This is a genomic window from Thalassospira sp., from assembly GCF_002709775.1.
In the GTDB taxonomy this organism is placed as follows: Bacteria; Pseudomonadota; Alphaproteobacteria; order Rhodospirillales; family Thalassospiraceae; genus Thalassospira.
Genome location: NZ_PAQR01000008.1, coordinates 97,446 through 117,399, shown reverse-complemented (window position 1 = coordinate 117,399; position 19,954 = coordinate 97,446). Strand labels below are relative to the sequence as shown.

Here is a 19,954-nt window from a genome sequence, read left to right as displayed (position 1 = left end):
GATCGATTTTCGCCATGCATCACAGCGTTCTGTTCGAGCTGTTTCTTATTCTGACTGCCGCAATCATTGCGGTGCCGATTGCGCACAAGCTGCGTGCAAATTCGATCATCGGCTTTCTGATTGGCGGGTTCTTTATCGGTCCTTTCGGCTTTGGCCTGATTGCCGAGCGTGAAGACATCTCGACCGTGGCCGAGCTTGGCGTTGTTTTCCTGCTGTTCATGATCGGGTTGGAGCTTTCGCGTGATCGTCTGCGGGTTATTGGCGGGCGGTTTGCCGGTTTGGGACTTTTACAAATTCTGGTGTCGATGGCGGCCCTTTTGGGGCTTCTGGTGGCGATGGAATTTGCCCTGCCGACGGCCCTTGTCATTGCCGGTGCGCTTGCGCTTTCATCGACCGCGATTATCCTGAAACAGCTTTCCGATGACCGGCAGCTTAATACCCGGTTTGGCCGTGCGGCCCTTGCCATCCTGTTGTTGCAGGACGTGGCGGTTGGCCCGTTCCTGATTATGGTGCAGGCGGCGGGTGACGCCGGAACCGAAACCAGCCCGTGGATGAGCATCCTGCTTGGTTTTGGATCGGTCGCGTTGTTATTGCTTGTCGGGCGCTATGTGCTGCCGCGGCTGTTTCGCTATATCGCGTCGCTTAAAAACCCGGAACTGTTTGCCATTGGCACATTGTTCGTGGTGCTGGCCGCGAGCACCCTTACCGAGGTTTCCGGGCTTTCGATGGCACTGGGGGCCTTCATTGCCGGTGTGATGCTGGCCGAAACCGAATTCCGCCATCAGATCGAAGCCGACATTTCCCCGTTCCGCGGTGTTTTCCTGTCGCTGTTCTTTATGTCGGTGGGCATGTCGGTCGATGCGGACGTTGTTTATAACGAGTTCGGCAGCATCGTCATGTGGCTGGTCTTGTTGCTGGCGATCAAGACAGCGGTTCTGTTCGGGCTGGCGCGCGCCATGCGGTTTGAGACCGGTCTTGCCATCCGGGTCGGCATGAGCCTGGCCGCTGGCGGTGAATTTGCCTTTGTGATGTTTGCCCTGGCCGCACAGAACGGTGCCGTGCCGCTTGATGTTGCAGCGATGCTGATCCCGGTGGTGGCGATTTCGATGGCGCTGACCCCGACCCTGATCAGTCTTGGTCACAAAATTGAAGAAAAGCTTCATCCCAAGGAAGAAGATCAGCTTGGCAAGATTGCCGAGGAATCCGAGGGCATCCACCAGCATGTTCTGGTGATCGGCAGCGGCCGCGTTGGCAGGGTTCTGGCAAGGTTGCTCAAGACCCGGAATATTCCGTTTCTGGTGCTTGATAGTGACGCGCAGCAAGTCTCGCGCGGTCGCGCAGAAGGCCTGCCGGTTTACTTTGCAGACGGGTCACGACCGGAAACTTTCCGGGCCGCGCACACCGATGAAGCAAGAATTGCGGTTGTCGCCATGGGGAACCCGCATGCGACCGAGAAGACGGTTGCGCTTTTAAGGCAACATTATCCGCATCTGAAGATCTTTGCCCGTGCGCAGGACATCACCCATATCGGGCCGCTATCCCGCCATGGCGCGGATGCCGCCATCCCGGAAGTGCTTGAAACCGGGCTGCGGTTGTCTGATCACGTTCTGGCAGCCTGTGATGTGCCGCAGGAAGATATCGATGCCGAAATCGCCAAATTCCGCCGGGCGGATATGCTTCTGATGAACGAGCTGGCGCCGCGTATGCAGCGCAAACAGGGGCCTTCAGAGAATTCGGATAAGCCGGCAGAGAAAAAATCCTAAAGCCGTTACGGCCTTAAAACAAAAAACCCCCGAGGCACGCTGCCGCGGGGGTTTTTCATGAGATTGTCTATCGAAACCGGCTTAGGCAGCGGTTTCTGAGTCGAGCGCATAACCTGCCGCACGGACAGTGCGGATGATATCGCGGGTCCCTTTGACGTCATTGAGTGCCTTGCGCAGGCGACGGATATGGACGTCAACGGTGCGGGTTTCGACATAGATGTTCGGGCCCCAGACTGCGTTAAGCAACTGTTCGCGCGAGAAAACACGCCCCGGATGCTCAAGGAAATAGCGCAGCAGACGGAATTCCGTCGGGCCAAGATGGATGGCCTTGCCATTGCGGCTGACACGGTGAGCGGCGAGATCCATTTCGATATCGGAATAGATCAACTGCCCTTGTGGTTGCGCCGGACCGGATCGGCGGAGAAGCGCACGGATACGCGCCAGCAGCTCGCCAATGGCAAACGGCTTGGTGACATAGTCATCAGCACCGGTATCAAGACCACGGATACGGTCGCCTTCTTCGCCGCGTGCAGTGACCATGATCACCGGCAAATCGCGGCTTTCAGGCTTGCGACGGATCTGACGGCAGACTTCGATGCCCGACATCACCGGCAGCATCCAGTCGAGCAAGACAAGATCGACATGGGTTTCAGCCATGATTTTCAACGCTTCGTCACCGTCTCCGGCTTCGACAACCTGCATCCCCTCTCGTTCGAGGTTGTAGCGCAACATGGTTACGATTGCAGCCTCGTCCTCGACGATAAGAACCGTTGGGTCCATCTTCCTATGCTCCAGTGTCACTCATTTGGTTCGACAACAGCGAAGTTCGCTGCGTCGTTTTTTGGCCGTTCAATGCCCGGCAGGTCTTCGCCCTTGATCCGGTAATAGATCGTTTCGGCGATGTTGGTGGCGTGGTCACCGATACGTTCGATGTTCTTGGCAATGAACAGCAAATGGGTCGACGCGGTGATGTTGCGCGGATCTTCCATCATGTAGGTCAGCAATTCGCGGAACAGCGAATTGTACATGTCATCGACTTCCTGATCGCGTTCCCAGACACGGTGGGCCTTGTCGGCGTCGCTTTCGATATAGGCGTCCAGGACATCCTTGATGATTTCCTGGGCCAGCTTGGCCATGTTCGGGATCGCCTGGACCGGGCGGATCGGCGGGATCTGGTTGAGCACCTGTGCGCGTTTGGCGATGTTTTTCGCAAGATCACCGATGCGTTCAAGATCGTTTGACAGCTTAAGGGCCGTTACGACCTGACGCAGGTCATCTGCCATCGGTTGACGGAGCGCCAGCAGACGGACGGCAAAGTCCTGGACTTCCTGTTCGAGAACGTCGATGCGCTGATCGGACAGGATGACTTTTTCGGCCAGCTCGGAATCGCGTTTGACGATGGAGCGGATCGAGGAAATAAGCTGGCTTTCGGCAAGCCCGCCCATTTGCGAGATGATGTTGTTCAGACGGGTCAGTTCCTCGTCGAACGAACTTACGATATGGGTATGTTCTTCAGCCATTTATGCGTACTCCTGGCTCACTTAACCGAAGCGGCCGGTAATGTAACCCTTGGTGCGTTCGTCCTTCGGGTTGGTAAAGATTTGATCGGTTTCGCCGACTTCGACCAGCTTGCCGAGATGGAAGAACGCGGTGCGCTGTGACACACGGGCAGCCTGCTGCATGGAGTGGGTCACAATCACGATCGTGTAGTTTGAGCGCAGCTCGTCGATCAGTTCCTCGACCTTCGCAGTCGCGATCGGATCAAGGGCCGAGCACGGCTCATCCATCAGGATGACTTCCGGGCTAACGGCGACCGCACGTGCGATGCAAAGGCGCTGCTGCTGACCACCGGAAAGACCGGTTGCCGGCGACTGCAGGCGATCTTTGACTTCTTTGAGAAGACCGGCACGCTCAAGCGAGGTCATGACGATTTCGTCAAGCTCGTCACGGGAATTGACCAGACCATGAATACGCGGGCCATAGGCCACGTTGTCATAGATCGATTTCGGGAACGGGTTCGGTTTCTGGAACACCATGCCGATGCGTGCGCGCAGCTGAACCACGTCGATGCGCTTGTCATAGATGTCGCGGCCATCAAGGGTGACTTCGCCTTTGATGGTGACACCGTCAATGGTGTCATTCATGCGGTTAAGGCAGCGCAGGAAGGTGGATTTACCACAGCCCGACGGGCCAATCAGCGCGGTTACCTGCTTTTCGGCGATATCCAGGTCGACCTCATACAGGGCCTGATTGTCGCTATAGAAAAGATCAAGGTTACGCGCAGTCATTTTCGGATTTTCGACCGACGGCTTTGCCGCCATTGCGCTCTGGGATACAGCAGCCATTTTACCACTTCCGTTCAAATTTTTTGCGCAGATACACAGCCAGTCCATTCATCAGGACAAGGAATGCCAGCAACACCATAATCGCTGCCGAGGTTTTCTCGACAAAGGCACGTTCCGGGCTGTCCGCCCACAGATAGATCTGGACCGGCAGAACCGTTGCCGGGTCAAGTGCCCCGCCCGGGATATCGACAATAAAGGCCACCATACCGATCATCAGAAGCGGTGCGGTTTCACCCAAAGCCTGTGCCATGCCAATGATCGTCCCGGTCAGGATGCCCGGCATCGCAAGCGGCAGGACATGATGGGTCACGGTCTGAACCGGGGATGCCCCAAGACCCAATGCAGCCTGACGGATCGACGGCGGCACCGCCTTGATCGCAGCCCGCGAGGCAATGATGATGGTCGGCAGCGTCATCAGGGCCAGCGTCAAACCACCGACAACCGGGGCCGAACGCGGCAAGTGCATGACATTGAGGTACACCTCAAGACCAAGCAGACCAAAGACGATGGACGGCACAGCAGCCAGGTTGTTGATGTTGACCTCGACAATCTGGGTGAAGCGGTTCTTCGGTGCGAACTCTTCCAGGTAAACCGCGGCCAGAACACCAATCGGGAAGGACAGGGCCAGGGTCACAAGCAGGGTATAGAACGAACCAACCGCAGCCCCCCAGATGCCAGCCAGTTCCGGCTCGCGGGAGTCACCGCTGGTGAAGAAGCGGGTGTGGAACTGTTTTTCCACCGCGCCGGCTTCGACGAGGTCGTTATACCAGCTGACTTCCTGATCATTGAGGCGACGGTCGCCTTCAGCAACGGTCGGATCGATATAGCCTTTGTTCAGCATATCGAAATCATCACCCGAGATCAGCCAGATGGTGCGCGTCTGCCCGATCAGGCTCGGATTTTCGAGAACCCGTTCACGCAGATCATAAGAAGCGCCACCCGATACGATGCCATAAAGGTCACGCTTGTCACTGCGCGAGGTCACGTCCGGGAAGCGATCCCGCAGGGACTGCTTGATCAGACCATCAAAGTTCGCACGGCCAATCACGGCCGGATCACCGGTGCCATCCGGATCAATCACCGCCGGATCGAAATGCACTTCGAGCTGAACATAGGTCTGGTAAAAGGCGCTGTAGCCTTTCGAGCCGATCGAGGTTGCCAGCATGCAAAGCGCCAGAAGCGCGATACCGATCGCAACCAGGCCATAGATTTTAAAGCGGCGTTCGGCGGCGTAACGTTTTTTGATGTTACGGGCGATTTTCGGGCTGTCCCAGTCAACCGGCTTACGCAGATTGTCAGAGATCACTTTGGCCGCAGCTCTGTCTTCCATAAGAGATGCCATATCAGTCATATTTCTCGCGATACTTCTGAACAACCTTAAGGGCAAATACGTTCAAGCCCAAGGTGACAAGGAAAAGAACCAGCCCCAACGCGAAGGCCGAGAGGGTTTTGGCACTGTCAAACTCCTGATCCCCGACCAGAAGGGTGACAATCTGCACCGTGACGGTTGTTACAGCCTGAAGCGGGTTTGCCGTCATGTTCGCAGCAAGACCAGCCGCCATCACAACAATCATGGTTTCACCAATCGCACGCGACACCGCGAGCAACACCGCCCCGACGATGCCAGGAAGAGCCGCCGGGAAAATCACGTTGCGGATGGTTTCCGATTTGGTGGCACCCAGACCATACGAGCCATCGCGCAGAGATTTCGGCACCTGCGACATGACGTCATCAGAAAGCGATGAGACAAACGGAATGATCATGATGCCCATGACCAGACCCGCTGCCAGCGCACTTTCGGAACTGACATCAAGGCCCAGGATCGCACCGTTATCACGCAGGAACGGTGCAACGGTGAGGGCTGCAAAGAAGCCGTAAACAACCGTGGGAACGCCTGCGAGGATTTCCAGTGCCGGTTTGGCAATCGCACGGAATTTCGGAGAGGCATATTCGCCCATATAGATGGCTGAGAACAAACCGATCGGCACCGCAACGCACATGGCGATCAGGGTAATCAGCAGTGTCCCGACAAAAAGCGGGATCGCGCCAAAGGCACCCTCGGATGCGACCTGATCGGCGCGGATCGCGGTTTGCGGGCTCCATTCCAGACCAAACAGGAATTCGAGCGGGTTGATCTTGGTAAAGAAGTGCAGCGCTTCGAACAGAAGCGAGAAGACGATACCGACCGTGGAGAGGATCGCAATCGCCGAGCAGGCAATCATCACATAGCGCGCGATGCGTTCGATATTGTTACGTGCGCGCATGTCGGCTGTGATCTTGCGATAGGAAAGCGACAGGCCAAGGACCGCGCCGCTCAGCATCACAACGACCAGTGCGGCGTTGGCAATCGTCTGGATGTTGGCAAGACGGCGACCGGCATCAACAATTTCCGGTTCGACCGTCAGGTGCTGGCCATTGCCCGCTGCAATCAGTGAAATCGAGTTCAGCGCAAGCGACAGACGGCCGGAGTCATCAAGAATTTCCTGCGGCAAGTCGGACACGATCAGGGCTTCGATGACCGAACCCTGGAACATGTACCAGATCAAAAGCAGTGCGAGTGCGGGAAGACCGCACCATGCTGCTGTGTAAGCCCCGTAGTGAACCGGCAAGGAATGAAGATTGCTGTGTCGGCCGCCCGAGAGCGCTACGGCCCGCTGGCGTCCAAAATAAAAGGACAGCGCACAAAGTGCGGCAACCGCGAGCAACAGGAAAGACAGGGACATTATGTTAGATCCGTTCGCCAGATGAGCCTGCAGAAGTCAGTTCGTGAGGCCAATAGGACAGAAACAATAAACAAATCAAGTCGAGAAACAAAGAAACCGGTGGCAGAACAAGGCTGCCACCGGTTGAAAGATCGCGTTACATGCTCAGCGGCGAAAGGTTCATCGCTGCGTTGCGAACGGCTTCACGCTCAGCTGCATCCATCGGGATGAGGCCACGGTCAGCAAGGTAACCTTCTTCACCAAATGCTTTTTCAGCGGTGAATTCAGCAAGATATTCCTTGATGCCCGGGATGGTGCCAACGTGCGCGTTCTTCACGTAGAAGTACAGCGAACGGGAAACCGGGTAGTCGCCAGCAGAGATTGCTTCGAAGGTCGGAGCAACGCCACCGATGAGCGAGCCCTGAAGCTTGTCACCGTTCTGGTCAAGGAAGGAGAAGCCGAAGATGCCGAGTGCATCGTGGTTAGCTTCGAGTTTCTGAACGATCAGGTTGTCGTTCTCGCCAGCTTCAACATAGCCACCGTCTTCACGAACGCCAGCGCAGACAGCTTTGAACTGGTCTTTGTTGGTTTCTTCAAGAGCGGCGATAACCGGGAACTCTTCGCAAGCTTCTTCGAGTACCAGCTCGGTGAAGGCATCACGGGTACCGGAGGTCGGCGGCGGGCCGAGAACTTCGATTTTAACGTCCGGCAGGCTCGGATCGATTTCCGACCAGGTGGTGTAGAAGTTGTCTACGAGCGACTGGCCATCTTTGGACGGAACGGTTTTAGCAAGAGCAAGGAAGATCTGCTCTTTGGTCAGGTCAAGCTGCGGCGCAGCGTTGGAGTTCGACAGAACGATACCGTCGTAACCAACTTTAACTTCGGTAACTTCCGAAATGCCGTTTTCTGCGCATTTCTCAACTTCGGACTTCTTGATGCGACGCGAAGCGTTGGTGATGTCCGGATGCTGTTCGCCAACACCGGCGCAGAACAGCTTCAGACCACCGCCAGAACCGGTAGATTCGATAACCGGCGTTTTGAAAGAGGTGGTTTTACCGAATTCTTCTGCAACTGCGGTTGCAAACGGGAAGACGGTGGACGAACCAACGATACGAATCTGGTCGCGTGCTTCGGCAGCGCCAGCAAAGGCAACGCTCATCAGCGCCGCAACAGCAAGAGTCTTCTTCATCATAAATTCCCCAATGGTAGTTCCACTTCGGAACGGTGCAACGATCTGCGAGGCGGACTCTACCGCTGGGTGCTTACGGTATTGTGTCGCTTTTGTTAACGTTATGTGACAACGTATCAGGGCAGTAAAAAACGCGACTTCGAGCACGTAAGATCAATGACTTAGCGGATTTACATGCGCACCTGAAAAGGATGGATTTTCGTTTCAACACGCCATTTACGGGTCATTTACGACAGACTGTAACAATAACTGTCACATTTGCCGGATCCAGCCGTCCGACAGCTGATCCATCGTGACCGGCTTAGCCAATTGGCGATAATTGCCACCTAGGCCTTTACATGGCTCCCATTACACGCAACTGTTGGGCAATAGGGACCAAAAAACGCCGCGCATTGTTTGCAGGCACAACAGGAGCAAGATATGAGCAACGCCTCACTCGACGAGATTCAGGAACTGATTCAGAAGCTGTCTGGCGAACTGGGCGATATGTCCGAAGCCGCATCGCGTCATATTGATGACCTTCATGTCGCCGTGAACAACGTGGCATCCCACGTTCTGGCAATTGAGGCGGTTCTGACCCAGGTTGCACAGAAAGTCGATGTCGATGAGGCCGCAGCCGTTCAGTGGATTCGCGACAAGACCTCGGCCTATGCCGAAGACAGCAGCGAAAGCTCGGCTGCTGAGGGCATTGTTAAAAGCCTGCTTGGCAACGAAGAATAATAAGCCGCCATCTGGCGCACCATCCAAACGCGGATGGTCAGATACAAAAAGGACGGCAAGGGTTTCCCTGCCGTCCTTTTTCTTTTGGCGATTTGAAGCGAAGGTGGCCTAGCCCGCCAGTTCGGTCGCTTCAAACCGGTTGCGCAGTTTTTCGGGCACCGGGCCACCGGCAGCCCAATCAAGCAGCTGAACGGTATGGATGACCTTAAGATCGTCGGTTTCGATCTGCACCATGCAGCCGATATTGCCGGTGGCGACCAGATCAGGTTGGGTCGCGCGGATATTGCCGCGTTTGCGTTCCTGAAGTTGGCCGGCGATTTCGGGCTGGAGCAGGTTATAGACCCCGGCCGAACCACAGCACAGGTGGCCTTCGGCGATTTCAGCGACATCAAAGCCGGCCTGCTTAAGAAGATCACGCGGCGGTCGGGTGATCTTCTGGCCGTGCTGCATCGAGCACGCCGAATGATAGGCGACACGGGGATTCCCGTGGGTCGCCCCGGCAAAGATCGCACCATCAATATCAAGGCTAGCGAGATATTCGGTAATATCCTTGGCAAGGCCGGACACCGTTGCCGCCTTGTCGGCATAGGCCGCATCATGGCGCAGCATATGGCCGTAATCCTTGATCGTCGTGCCACAGCCAGACGCGGTAATGACGATGGCATCAAGCCCCTCGCCCGCGACTTCAGCGGTCCAGGCGTCAATATTGCCCTTGGCCTGAGTATGCGATTGTTCTTCCTTGCCCATGTGATGGACAAGCGACCCGCAGCAACCGGCACCCTTGGCAACCACGACCTCGATCCCGAGGCGGGTGAGTAGACGAACCGTCGATTCGTTGATTTCGGTTTCAAGCACCTGCTGGGCACAGCCGATCAGGATGGCAACGCGGCCCTTGCGTTCACCAATCGCCGGGATCACCTGGGGTTTGTCGACCCAGCTTGGCGGATGCATGTGGCGTGCGCCCATCTTGACCATGCCCTTGAGCCGACCCGGCATCAGACGCGCAAAGGGTGCGGCAAATTTCGCCCCGATCAGCGACATCCGGAACAGGGTCGGGTTGGGCACGACAATCGACAGCAGCTTGCGCAGCAAACGATCACCTAGCGGGCGTTCATAGTTTTCTTCGATATGGGCGCGCGCATTGTCGATCAGGTGCATGTAATCGACACCGGACGGACAGGTGCTGGTGCAAGACAGACAGGACAGGCAGCGATCAAGGTGTTTGACCACCTTTTCGGTTGCCGGCTTGTCATTTTCCAGCATGTCCTTGATCAGATAGATGCGGCCACGCGGGCTATCGAGTTCGTCACCCAGTGTCACAAAGGTCGGACAGGTCGCAGTACAGAACCCGCAATGCACGCATTTACGCAGGATCTGTTCGCTTTCGGCAATCGCCGGGTTTTGAAGCTGTTCTGCTGAGAAGTTGGTTTGCATTATGCGCCCTCCCCGTTCTGAGAGATGGGAGCAATCCGCCCCGGATTGAGAATGCCATGCGGATCGAGGTTTTCCTTGATCTTGGCATTGATGCGCGCAAGTGCCGGGTTTTCCGGATGGAAGACCGGGATGGTTTTGCGCAATTCACCTGACGCCCGCACCAGCACGGCCTGCCCGCCAGCCGCAGCGGCGATATCGCGAACGGCACTTACCGTTGCCGCAGGGATGTCCGATCCGGGCACCTGCAACCAGATCAGGCCACCGGCCCAATCCATCATGGCCCGTCCGCCAGCCTTTTCGATCAGCTGGGCACAAACATCGCCCCCGCTTGCCGGCGGGACCGAGACGCGCCAAAGCGTGCTGTCACTGTTTTCAGCGGCCGCAAACGGGGCGACATCGGCGACCACCTTCCAGATGCTGTGGCTGTGACTTTCCGGGACTTCATGACATTCGCCGAAATCGGCCAGCGCGCGACAAAGCGCATCTGCCCGCCATGCGACAGAAGGTTGCGGGCCTTCGATACGCAGCACCACAAGGCCACTGCCATATTCACCAGCCAGCGGCACATCCAAATGCGGGGCGTCTTCAGGCGCGATCCAGGCAGCGGCGGAGACTTCGTTTTCACTGCGCATCGCCAATGTCATGGCCTTGCCCGCCGCGCGCGGGTCGCTGCAGGCGACAATCACGGTGGCGGATGTTTCGTCATTTGGCATGACCTTGAGCGTCACGGTATGCATGACCCCAAGGGTACCAAAGGCACCTGCCATCAGTTTGGAGAGATCAAAGCCGGTCACGTTTTTCATCACCCGGCCACCGGATTTGAAATCCTCCGCCCGACCCGAAACCGCTTCAAACCCCAAAAGGTGATCGCGGGCAGCCCCGACCTTGATCCGGCGTGGGCCTGCAATGTTGCAGGCAACAAGCCCGCCAATGGTTCCGGCATCCGGACCGTTTGAAGCGTCCAGAAGGCCCGGGAAATTGCCCGGTTCGAAATGGAATTGCTGATTCTTCTCGGCCAGGGCCGCCTTGATTTCGGCAAGCGGCGTTCCGGCGCGCGCGGAAATCACCAGTTCTTCGGGCTGATAAAACAGGATGCCCGACAGTTTTGAGCAATCCAGCACCGCGTTGGTCTGAACATTGTGGCCATAGGCACGTTTGCTGCCGGAACCGATGATTTCAAGCGGGGTCTCTGATCCAAGCGCCCAACCGACTGCATCGCGCAGCTGGTCCGGCGTGGTGGGGGAAAGTACGTCCACCATAACTCTCTTTTCCTCTCCTGAGCCTGATCAACCGGATTTGCGGGAGCCGATTGGCAGGCCTTTTGTTTTGTCTTCTTTGGTCTTGTCTTGATGCGCCAATCCTAGAAGCGCGGGATATCCGGGAACTTGTCAGCCACCGCCTTGGCATGCAGGGTTTTAAGCTCCCCACAGCCATGCAAGGTCGGGAATACCTTGCCGGGGTTGAGCAACTGGTCTTCGTCAAAGGCCATTTTGATGCGTTCCTGATGCTTCATGTCATCAGTTGTGAACATCTCGCCCATCAGGTCGCGCTTTTCGACACCGATGCCATGTTCACCCGACAGAACACCGCCGACCGCGACACAGAGTTTCAGGATGTCAGCACCGAATGCCTCGGCCTTTTCAAGGTCGCCCGGCTTGTTGGCATCAAACATGATCAGCGGATGCAAGTTGCCATCACCGGCATGGAAGACGTTGGCAACGCCGAGCCCATGCTGTTTCGAGAGGTTCTGCATACCGGTGAGAACTTCGGACAGGCGACCACGCGGGATGGTGCCATCCATGCACATGTAATCAGGCGAAATACGGCCAATCGCCGGGAAGGCGTTTTTGCGGCCCGACCAGAACAGCAGGCGTTCTTCCTCGTTCTCGGAAATGCGGGAATAGACCGCACCACAATCCTTGGCGATCTTGCCAACCCGGTCGATCAGGTAATCGACTTCGACCTGCGGGCCGTCGAGTTCGACCAGAAGCAGGGCTTCGACATCGAGCGGATAGCCGGCCTGAACGAATTCCTCGGTCGCCTTGATCGCCGGGGCATCCATCATTTCAAGCCCGCCCGGAATGATCCCGGCGGCAATGATGGCCGCAACGCAATTGCCGCCTTCTTCGGATGAATTAAAGCCCAGCAACAAAGCGCGTGCAGTTTCAGGTTTGCGCAGGATGCGCACCGTCACCTCGGTCACGATACCAAGCAGCCCTTCGGAGCCGGTGACGATGCCGAGCAAATCATAGCCCGCCTGATCAAGGCCCTTGCCGCCGATGCGCAGGATTTCGCCTTCGATGGTGACCATCTCGACGCCGAGCACATTGTTGGTGGTAAGGCCGTATTTCAGGCAATGCACCCCGCCGGAGTTTTCAGCGATATTGCCGCCAATCGAACAGGCGATCTGGCTTGAGGGATCGGGCGCGTAATAGAAACCTTCGTGTTCGACCGCGCGCGTGATGCCAAGGTTGGTGACACCGGGCTGCACGACGGCCGCCCGGTTGTCCCAATCGATGTCGAGCACGCGATTGAATTTCATCATACTGATGGTGATCGCATCGGCCATCGGCAGTGCGCCACCGGACAAGCCGGTACCTGCACCGCGCGGAACGACACGGATTTTATGGGTATGACAATATTTCAGGATGTCTGCGACCTGCTGTGTGTTTTCAGGCAGCACAACAATCATCGGCAGTTGGCGGTACGCCATCAGCCCGTCGCATTCATAGGGCCTGAGCTGATCATCATCGACAATAACCCCGCCCGGTGACGGGATGATGTCCCGCATGGCCGCGATAATGTCCTTGCGACGTGCAAGGGTGTTCTGATCAGGCTCAGGCATCCTAAGCATCGGTGGTTACTCCTCCAATTCGACCAGCAAATCCTTGCTGTCGACCTGTGTACCGGCAGGGGCGTGGATTTTGGCCACGGTCCCGTCCCGTTCCGCGTGAACCGCGGTTTCCATTTTCATCGCTTCGAGCGAGCACATGACATCGCCCGCCTTGATCTTCTGACCTTCGGAGACATGCACCTCGACCACGAGACCGGGCATCGGGGCTGCGATATGCAGCTTGTTGCCGTCTTCGACCTTTGGTTTTGCCTTGCCCGAACCGGCCAGTGTTTTATCGGCGACCTTGACGGTACGCGGCTGACCGTTGAGTTCGAAGAACACGGTACGGTTGCCTTCCTCGTCGCCGGCTTCTGATGTGGTCAGATAGCGGATGACAAGGGTTTTGCCCTTTTCAAGATCGACCGAAATTTCCTGATTCTGGTTCATCCCGTAGAAGAAGACCGGGGTTGGCAGAACCGAAACGTCGGCGTTGTGGCTGCGGTGTTCGGCGTAATCAAGGAACACCTTGGGATACATCACATAGGATGCAACCTCGGCGTCGGTGATGTTGCTGCGATGGGTCTTCTTTTCGATTTCCTTGCGGGTGGCTTCGAAATCAATCGGCGGCAGTGATTTGCCCGGACGATCGGTAAGCGCCTCGCCACCCTTCAGCACCTTGCGCTGCAGGGCGGGCGGGAAGCCGCCAACCGGCTGACCGATTTCACCCCGGAAGAAGGAAATGACACTGTCGGGGAAGGTGATGTCCTTTTTGGGATCAAGAACGTCTTCCTCAGACAAACCGGATGTCACCATCATCAGCGCCATGTCGCCAACAACCTTGGAGCTTGGCGTCACCTTGACGACATCGCCAAACATGCGGTTGACCGCAGCATAGGCCTTGGAGACTTCGGGCCAGCGATCCTCGATCCCCAATGCACGGGCCTGCTGACGCAGGTTGGTGTATTGGCCACCCGGCATTTCATGGACATAAACGTCCGAGGTGCCGCTGCGGATGTCGCTTTCGAAACCGGCATAGTAACGGCGGATCTGTTCCCAATAGGTCGAGACTTCCTTGAGCGCCTCGGTCTTGAGACCCGGATCACGCGGCTGACCGATATAGTTATTGGCAATCGAACCCAGGTTTGGCTGCGATGGCAGACCCGACATCGAATCCATCGCCGCATCGACCGCATCAACACCGGCATCAATGGCCGCAATCACGGTGGCGGCGGAAATGCCGCTGGTGTCGTGGGTGTGGAAGTGGATCGGGATATTGACCGTGTCCTTAAGGGCTGTGACAAGTTCACGCGCAGCCGCCGGACGCAGGACACCCGCCATATCCTTGAGACCGAGAATATGGGCACCGGAGGATTCAAGTTCCCGGGCCATATTCACATAGTAATCAAGGTTATATTTCGGGCGTTTGGTATCGTAGATATCGCCGGTGTAACAGATGGTCGCTTCGCAGAGTTTGTCGGTTTTGAGAACCGATTCCATCGCGACCTTCATGTTTTCAACCCAGTTGAGGCTATCAAACACGCGGAAGACATCCATGCCGTGTTCAGCCGCCTGCTTGACGAAGTAATCCACGGCATTGTCGGGATAGTTCGTATAACCAACGGCGTTCGATGCGCGCAGCAGCATCTGGGTTAAGATATTTGGCACACGTTCGCGCAGCTTGACCAGACGATCCCACGGGTCTTCTTTGAGGAAGCGCATGGCAACGTCAAACGTCGCGCCGCCCCAGCATTCAATCGAAAACAGTTCCGGCAGACCATGCGCGTAGTAAGGCGCAATTTCGAGCATGTCATAGGTGCGCATGCGGGTTGCCAGAAGCGATTGATGGGCATCACGCATGGTGGTGTCGGTCATCAGGACGCGTTCCTGATCCTTCATCCAGCGCGAGAAACCTTCGGGGCCCAACTGATCAAGCTTTTGCTTCGTACCCGGACGAATTTCGCCAAGATCGATTGATTTTGGCATGACCGGGTCATGCAGATTGGTCGGCACCACGCGGCCTTCGACTTCCGGGTTGCCATTGACCGCGACTTCACCGATGAAGCGCAGCAAACGGGTCGCACGGTCACGACGGCGCACGAACTTGAACAGGTCGGGCGTTTCGTCAATGAAGCGGGTGGTGTATTCACCGGCGCGGAATTTCGGGTGATTGATCAGGTTTTCAAGGAAGGCAAGGTTGGTGGCCACACCGCGAATACGGAATTCACGCAGCGCACGATCCATACGGTCCACGGCCTCGCGCGGGGTGCTGCCCCATGCGGTGACCTTTTCCAGCATGCTGTCATAGAACGGCGTGATCACCGCCCCGGAATAGGCCGTGCCGCCATCCAGACGAATGCCAAAACCGTTGGCCCCACGGTAAACCTTGATGATCCCGTAATCGGGGACAAAGTTGTTTTCCGGGTTTTCGGTGGTGATGCGGCATTGAAGCGCGTGGTCACGCAGCTTGATCTTTTCCTGCCAGGGGATACCGGTTTCGGACGGGAAACCGATGCGCCCGCCCTGGGCGATCAGAATCTGTGCCTTGACCAGGTCAAAGCCGGTGACGCATTCGGTGACGGTGTGTTCGACCTGAATGCGCGGGTTGACCTCGATGAAATAGAATTTGGATGTGTCGACATCCATGAGGAATTCGACCGTACCGGCATTGACGTAATTGGCCGCCTTGCCCAGACGAATGGCCGCGTCACAGATTTCCTTGCGCTGGTCATCATTCAGGTACGGAGCCGGTGCGCGTTCGACGACCTTTTGATTTCGGCGCTGCACGGAACAATCACGTTCATAAAGATGGACGAGGGTGCCGTGGGTATCGCCCAGCAGCTGTACCTCGACATGGCGGGCGCGGCGGATCAGCTTTTCAAAGTAAACCTCGCCATTGCCAAAGGCGGCCTCGGCCTCGCGGCGTGCGGCCAGCACCTGCCCCGCCAGATCCTTGCCATTTTCAATGACGCGCATGCCACGGCCACCGCCGCCCCAGCTGGCTTTCAGCATCAGGGGATAGCCGATATCCTCGGCAATGCGGGTGACTTCTGCCATGTCTTCGGGAAGCGCACTTGAGGCTGGCATGACCGGCACACCGGCACTTTCGGCCAGATTGCGCGCAGAGACCTTGTTGCCAAGGGTGCGCATGACTTCCGAGTCCGGGCCGATAAACTGAATGCCGGCTTCGGCGCAGGCATCGGCAAAGTCGGGATTTTCCGACAGGAAGCCATAGCCCGGATGGATGGCATCGACATCGGCATCGCGCGCAACGCGCAGGATGTCCTCGATATCAAGATAGGCACGAATGGGTTTGTTGCCCTTACCCACCGTGTAGCTTTCATCAGCCTTGAAACGGTGAAGGGCGAAACGGTCCTCGTCAGAGAAGATCGCGACTGTGCGAATGCCAAGTTCGTTGGCGGCTCGCAAAACACGAATCGCAATCTCGCCACGGTTGGCGACCAGAAGTTTACGGATACGCTTTGGTGCTGAACGCGTCATGGACACCGGGCTCCTACCACATTTTCCTGGCAGGAACGTGCCTGTGCGCGCCTGCCAAAACCTAGTGAAACGCCACGATATGGTCCTTGAATGCGTTGCGGTGCGGGGATGCCTGCAACGCCATACCTTTTGTGGCGATACGGGATGCCGGCACGCGGAGATCTTGTGCAATGCATCCAGAGCTTTCGGCGCCCGGTGGGCAGGCGACGGTTCTGGTATATGCGCATTGCCCTCTCCCTGTCAAAGCATGATCTCACGAATTGGTAATACCAATTTTCGAAAAGCCCGACCAGTTTCTTTTCACCATATGGAACAGGCTGCCCGGACCTTCTCAACCCGCGTGGCTTGAAAACCGCGATCTTTCAGCGACTTTTGGCGCGGATATGCTATTGTCCGCGATCAGAAAAACTGAAAATCCCGAAACGGTTAGACCCATGCCGAAGCTTAATCTTCGACTAAAGTTTTTGCTGCTCTCGATCCTGCCGCTGGTTCTTGCAGCTTCTGCGATCTCCTGGTTGGTCTTTGCCCAGGCCGAACGTCTGGCCGAGGCCGAGATCAGGACCTTTGAACGCAATATCCTGCAGGCCCGCAAGGATGAGCTTAAAAGCTATCTCGAGCTCGCGATGGCCTCGATCGATCACATCTATTCGGTGGCAAGCCCGCTTGATGCGGTTTCAAAGGAACGTGTGAAGGCGATCATCGAAGACCTGAGTTATGGCGAGGATGGCTATTTCTTTATTTATGATCGCGATGGCACGGCCTTGGTCGACCCGCCAGAACCCTGGCGCCTCGGGCGGACCTATTGGAACCTGCGTGACATCAATGGCAATACGGTTATTCAGGGCCTGATTTTCAATGCGGAAAAGGGTGGTGATTTCATGCGCCACGTCTGGGACAAGCCATCGACCGGGGAGCCCACCGAAAAGATCAGTTATTCCCTAATGCTTGATAAGTGGGACTGGATGATCGGGACCGGGATTTATATCGACGATATCGCCGAGCAGGTCACCGAGATCGAGACAGAGGTTTCCACCCATATCCGCGAAACCACCATTTCCATTATTGGCGTCACCATTCTGGCCGTTCTGCTGGTGGGGATTTCGGGCACGGTTGTCACCCTTTCGGAACGCAAGCTGGCCGACTCAAAGCTTAAGGAACTGACCCACCGAGTTGTTGATGTGCAGGAACAGGAACGCCTTCGGGTGTCGCGCGAGCTGCATGACGGCATCAGCCAGATATTGGTGTCGGTCAAATATTCCGTCGAAACCGCGATTGCGCGGATCACGCAAAACCGTGACAACGCGATGGAGCCGATGGAAAAGGCCGCCAAGCGATTGCAGGACGCCATTCATGAAGTCAGACGCATTTCGCGCGATTTGCGCCCGGCCGTACTTGATGACCTTGGCCTGAAACCGGCAATCGAAAGCATGTGTGCGGAACTGCAAGACCGGTCGGGCATCCTGATCGAGGTAAAATGCGACAATGTCGATGGTCAGCTTGATATCGGCAAGAAGACGACGCTCTATCGCGTGCTGCAGGAAACGCTAACCAATATCGAACGCCATGCCGATGCAACGGTTGTGAAAATCTCGATCAAGCGCGAAGGCCAGAGCATCATCATGCGCATTGTCGATAACGGCGTCGGGTTTGAAACCAACCGCTATATCCGCAACCGCGATCCGCGCGCCGGCATCGGTTTGCGCAACATGCGCGAACGCATGGAGTTCCATGGCGGCGGGCTTGCGGTGCGCTCCGAACCCGACGATGGCACGAAAATCACAGCATTTATTCCCGCCAACAGCCAGAATGCCCTACCAGAGGACGCAATCAGCGGTTAATCTGACCCAAGCACACCCCGGATAGCTACGCCACAGGAATATGTTCGACCCATGACCAATGCCCTAAATCCCAATGAAGTTTATTCCACCGATCGGCCATTGCGGATTTTGCTTTGCGACGATCATGCCCTTGTAATGGATGGCATCAGGTCGCGCCTGGAGTGCTTTGAACATATCAATATCGTCGGCGAAGCCGGCAATGGGGCGGAAGCGCTTACCATGGCGGGCGATCTGCATCCTGATATTGTTCTGATGGATATTTCGATGCCGGTGATGAACGGCCTTGAAGCGGCTGAAAAGTTCCGTGAAACCCTGCCCGGCACCAAGGTCGTGATCCTGTCGATGCATGAAAACCCGGAATATCTGCGCACCGCCCAGCAGGCAGGTGCAAAGGGCTTCATCCTTAAAGACGTGTCATCAAACGACATGGTGCGTGCGATTGAAACCGTTGCCAATGGCGGGGAAGCATACAGCTCCACCTTTGATCGCATCAGCGATGGCGAAGACAACAACAGCGATGGCGTGCCGCTGACATCGCGTGAACGCACGGTCTTGCGCCTTCTGGCCAAGGGGGCGAGCAACAAGCATGTTGCCCGTGAACTGGACATCAGTGTCCGCACGGTTGAAACCCACCGCCGCAACATCAAGCGCAAACTTGATATCGACAGTTCGGCCGGTCTGGTGCGCTACGCCATTGAAAAGGGTCTGGTCACCCTTGATTCCAACGGCTGAAATCACGATCTGGATCACAGTTGTGCTCCGACCAGCATGACTATGCATTGATTTCACATTCTGGTACGGTACATTAGGTTCAGGATTGGATTGATTAAACTTTTCAATTCCGACCGTATCCGGGCGTGATCGACCACCCAGATCAGCCCGACGTCATGGGTAGAGAGCGTGAACCATACAGCAAGCTACACATTCCGACCCGAACTTGCGCGGTGCCGCGAATGCGGTGTGCGGAAATTTGCCCTGTTCAACAACCTGACGGACGAGGATCTGAAACTTGTCCATATGCCGGTTGAAGACATCACGCTGCCCAAACGCAACACGCTTTATAATGCCGGTGACCAGGCACAATCGATCTTTACCCTGCGCAGTGGTCTGGTGAAACTTGTGCATTACCTGCCCGATGGCAATCAGCGGGTGGTGCGCCTTGTCAAACCGGGCGGGACCATTGGCCTTGAAGCATTGGTCAGTGATTGCTTCACCCACCATGCCGAAGCGCTTCAGGACAGCAGACTGTGCCGCATCCCGATTGCGGTGATCGAGAAGCTTGATAACGAAAGCCCGCGTTTGCACAAACAGGTGCTGAAACGCTGGCATCAGGCGGTGATGGAATCCGATAACTGGCTGACCCAGATGTCGACCGGGACCGCGCGCGAACGCGTCGCCCGGCTTTGCCTGTTTTTGCATGATGACGTGACCGATACCTGCACCCTTCCGGGGCGTGAGGATATTGGCGCGATGCTGGGCATCACCACCGAAACCGCCAGCCGGATCATTGCCGATTTCAGACGTCAGGACCTGCTGGAATTCAAATCGCGCAATATCTTCGGGCTTGATATGCCGGGACTGCGTGAGGTTGCCGGTGTTGAAGGCCCAGACGCAGACGGCATGGACTGACCC

The 19,954-nt window shown here is 56.6% G+C and carries 15 protein-coding genes; 5 read left to right on the top strand and 10 right to left on the bottom strand.

The window, feature by feature from the left end; genetic code table 11:
• The first annotated feature begins 14 nt into the window (after window positions 1–14).
• Complete coding sequence (locus tag CMO10_RS04560; RefSeq protein WP_297019086.1) at window positions 15–1,763, top strand: cation:proton antiporter domain-containing protein; 1,749 nt, start codon at window positions 15–17, stop codon at window positions 1,761–1,763.
• Between the two features lie 81 nt (window positions 1,764–1,844).
• On the opposite strand, the gene phoB is transcribed toward CMO10_RS04560, so the two are convergent.
• The 6 genes from phoB to CMO10_RS04530 all read right to left on the bottom strand — a co-directional run bounded on the left by phoB (window position 1,845) and on the right by CMO10_RS04530 (window position 8,002).
• Entirely contained in the window at window positions 1,845–2,543 is a 699-nt protein-coding gene (phoB, locus tag CMO10_RS04555; protein ID WP_033067877.1) for a phosphate regulon transcriptional regulator PhoB, read from the bottom strand.
• Window positions 2,544–2,560: 17 nt separating this feature from the next.
• Window positions 2,561–3,283 (bottom strand): phosphate signaling complex protein PhoU, encoded by a 723-nt coding sequence (gene phoU / locus CMO10_RS04550; RefSeq protein ID WP_297019085.1) that lies wholly within the window; start codon window positions 3,281–3,283, stop codon window positions 2,561–2,563.
• A 21-nt stretch (window positions 3,284–3,304) separates the two neighbouring features.
• The gene (gene pstB / locus CMO10_RS04545; protein WP_082049784.1) at window positions 3,305–4,108 is read right to left on the bottom strand and encodes a phosphate ABC transporter ATP-binding protein PstB; all 804 of its coding nucleotides are present in this window, start codon (window positions 4,106–4,108) and stop codon (window positions 3,305–3,307) included.
• Between the two features lies 1 nt (window position 4,109).
• Window positions 4,110–5,459, bottom strand: coding sequence for a phosphate ABC transporter permease PstA (pstA, locus tag CMO10_RS04540; protein WP_297019083.1), 1,350 nt, complete (start codon window positions 5,457–5,459; stop codon window positions 4,110–4,112).
• Entirely contained in the window at window positions 5,452–6,831 is a 1,380-nt protein-coding gene (pstC, locus tag CMO10_RS04535; RefSeq protein WP_297019081.1) for a phosphate ABC transporter permease subunit PstC, read from the bottom strand. The genes pstA and pstC overlap by 8 nt, the downstream gene beginning before the upstream one ends.
• A 136-nt stretch (window positions 6,832–6,967) precedes the next feature.
• Entirely contained in the window at window positions 6,968–8,002 is a 1,035-nt protein-coding gene (locus tag CMO10_RS04530; RefSeq protein ID WP_297019079.1) for a PstS family phosphate ABC transporter substrate-binding protein, read from the bottom strand.
• Between the two features lie 417 nt (window positions 8,003–8,419).
• Between CMO10_RS04530 and CMO10_RS04525 the strand changes: the two genes are divergently transcribed.
• Window positions 8,420–8,719: a hypothetical protein gene (locus CMO10_RS04525; RefSeq protein ID WP_297019078.1), complete on the top strand. Its 300-nt coding sequence runs from the start codon at window positions 8,420–8,422 to the stop codon at window positions 8,717–8,719.
• Between the two features lie 108 nt (window positions 8,720–8,827).
• Here CMO10_RS04525 and glcF read toward each other — a convergent pair whose 3' ends face one another.
• The 4 genes from glcF to CMO10_RS04505 form a co-directional block, all read right to left on the bottom strand.
• Entirely contained in the window at window positions 8,828–10,153 is a 1,326-nt protein-coding gene (gene glcF, locus CMO10_RS04520) for a glycolate oxidase subunit GlcF (protein ID WP_297019076.1), read from the bottom strand.
• Window positions 10,153–11,412 (bottom strand): glycolate oxidase subunit GlcE, encoded by a 1,260-nt coding sequence (glcE, locus tag CMO10_RS04515; RefSeq protein WP_297019074.1) that lies wholly within the window; start codon window positions 11,410–11,412, stop codon window positions 10,153–10,155. The genes glcF and glcE overlap by 1 nt, the downstream gene beginning before the upstream one ends.
• A 101-nt stretch (window positions 11,413–11,513) precedes the next feature.
• Window positions 11,514–12,998 (bottom strand): FAD-linked oxidase C-terminal domain-containing protein, encoded by a 1,485-nt coding sequence (locus CMO10_RS04510; protein WP_297019150.1) that lies wholly within the window; start codon window positions 12,996–12,998, stop codon window positions 11,514–11,516.
• 15 nt (window positions 12,999–13,013) lie between these two features.
• Window positions 13,014–16,484, bottom strand: a complete 3,471-nt coding sequence (locus tag CMO10_RS04505) for a pyruvate carboxylase (protein ID WP_297019072.1) — start codon at window positions 16,482–16,484, stop codon at window positions 13,014–13,016.
• A 434-nt stretch (window positions 16,485–16,918) separates the two neighbouring features.
• Here CMO10_RS04505 and CMO10_RS04500 point away from each other — a divergent pair, with 434 nt between their 5' ends.
• The 3 genes from CMO10_RS04500 (at window position 16,919) to CMO10_RS04490 (ending at window position 19,951) form a co-directional block, all read left to right on the top strand.
• Window positions 16,919–18,322 carry a cache domain-containing protein gene (locus tag CMO10_RS04500; protein WP_297019070.1) on the top strand — a complete coding sequence of 468 codons (1,404 nt, stop codon included), beginning with the start codon at window positions 16,919–16,921 and terminating at the stop codon, window positions 18,320–18,322.
• A 51-nt stretch (window positions 18,323–18,373) separates the two neighbouring features.
• Window positions 18,374–19,054: a response regulator transcription factor gene (locus CMO10_RS04495; RefSeq protein WP_297019068.1), complete on the top strand. Its 681-nt coding sequence runs from the start codon at window positions 18,374–18,376 to the stop codon at window positions 19,052–19,054.
• Between the two features lie 168 nt (window positions 19,055–19,222).
• Complete coding sequence (locus CMO10_RS04490) at window positions 19,223–19,951, top strand: Crp/Fnr family transcriptional regulator (RefSeq protein ID WP_297019066.1); 729 nt, start codon at window positions 19,223–19,225, stop codon at window positions 19,949–19,951.
• Window positions 19,952–19,954: the final 3 nt, after the last annotated feature.

Excerpts from the sequence above, each read along its gene's own strand:
- CMO10_RS04560 (WP_297019086.1), top strand. The coding sequence starts at position 15 with ATGCATCACAGCGTTCTGTTCGAGCTGTTTCTTATTCTGACTGCCGCA.
- phoB (WP_033067877.1), bottom strand. The coding sequence starts at position 2,543 with ATGGACCCAACGGTTCTTATCGTCGAGGACGAGGCTGCAATCGTAACC.
- phoU (WP_297019085.1), bottom strand. The coding sequence starts at position 3,283 with ATGGCTGAAGAACATACCCATATCGTAAGTTCGTTCGACGAGGAACTG.
- pstB (WP_082049784.1), bottom strand. The coding sequence starts at position 4,108 with ATGGCTGCTGTATCCCAGAGCGCAATGGCGGCAAAGCCGTCGGTCGAA.
- pstA (WP_297019083.1), bottom strand. The coding sequence starts at position 5,459 with ATGACTGATATGGCATCTCTTATGGAAGACAGAGCTGCGGCCAAAGTG.
- pstC (WP_297019081.1), bottom strand. The coding sequence starts at position 6,831 with ATGTCCCTGTCTTTCCTGTTGCTCGCGGTTGCCGCACTTTGTGCGCTG.
- CMO10_RS04530 (WP_297019079.1), bottom strand. The coding sequence starts at position 8,002 with ATGATGAAGAAGACTCTTGCTGTTGCGGCGCTGATGAGCGTTGCCTTT.
- CMO10_RS04525 (WP_297019078.1), top strand. The coding sequence starts at position 8,420 with ATGAGCAACGCCTCACTCGACGAGATTCAGGAACTGATTCAGAAGCTG.
- glcF (WP_297019076.1), bottom strand. The coding sequence starts at position 10,153 with ATGCAAACCAACTTCTCAGCAGAACAGCTTCAAAACCCGGCGATTGCC.
- glcE (WP_297019074.1), bottom strand. The coding sequence starts at position 11,412 with ATGGTGGACGTACTTTCCCCCACCACGCCGGACCAGCTGCGCGATGCA.
- CMO10_RS04510 (WP_297019150.1), bottom strand. The coding sequence starts at position 12,998 with ATGCCTGAGCCTGATCAGAACACCCTTGCACGTCGCAAGGACATTATC.
- CMO10_RS04505 (WP_297019072.1), bottom strand. The coding sequence starts at position 16,484 with ATGACGCGTTCAGCACCAAAGCGTATCCGTAAACTTCTGGTCGCCAAC.
- CMO10_RS04500 (WP_297019070.1), top strand. The coding sequence starts at position 16,919 with ATGCCGAAGCTTAATCTTCGACTAAAGTTTTTGCTGCTCTCGATCCTG.
- CMO10_RS04495 (WP_297019068.1), top strand. The coding sequence starts at position 18,374 with ATGACCAATGCCCTAAATCCCAATGAAGTTTATTCCACCGATCGGCCA.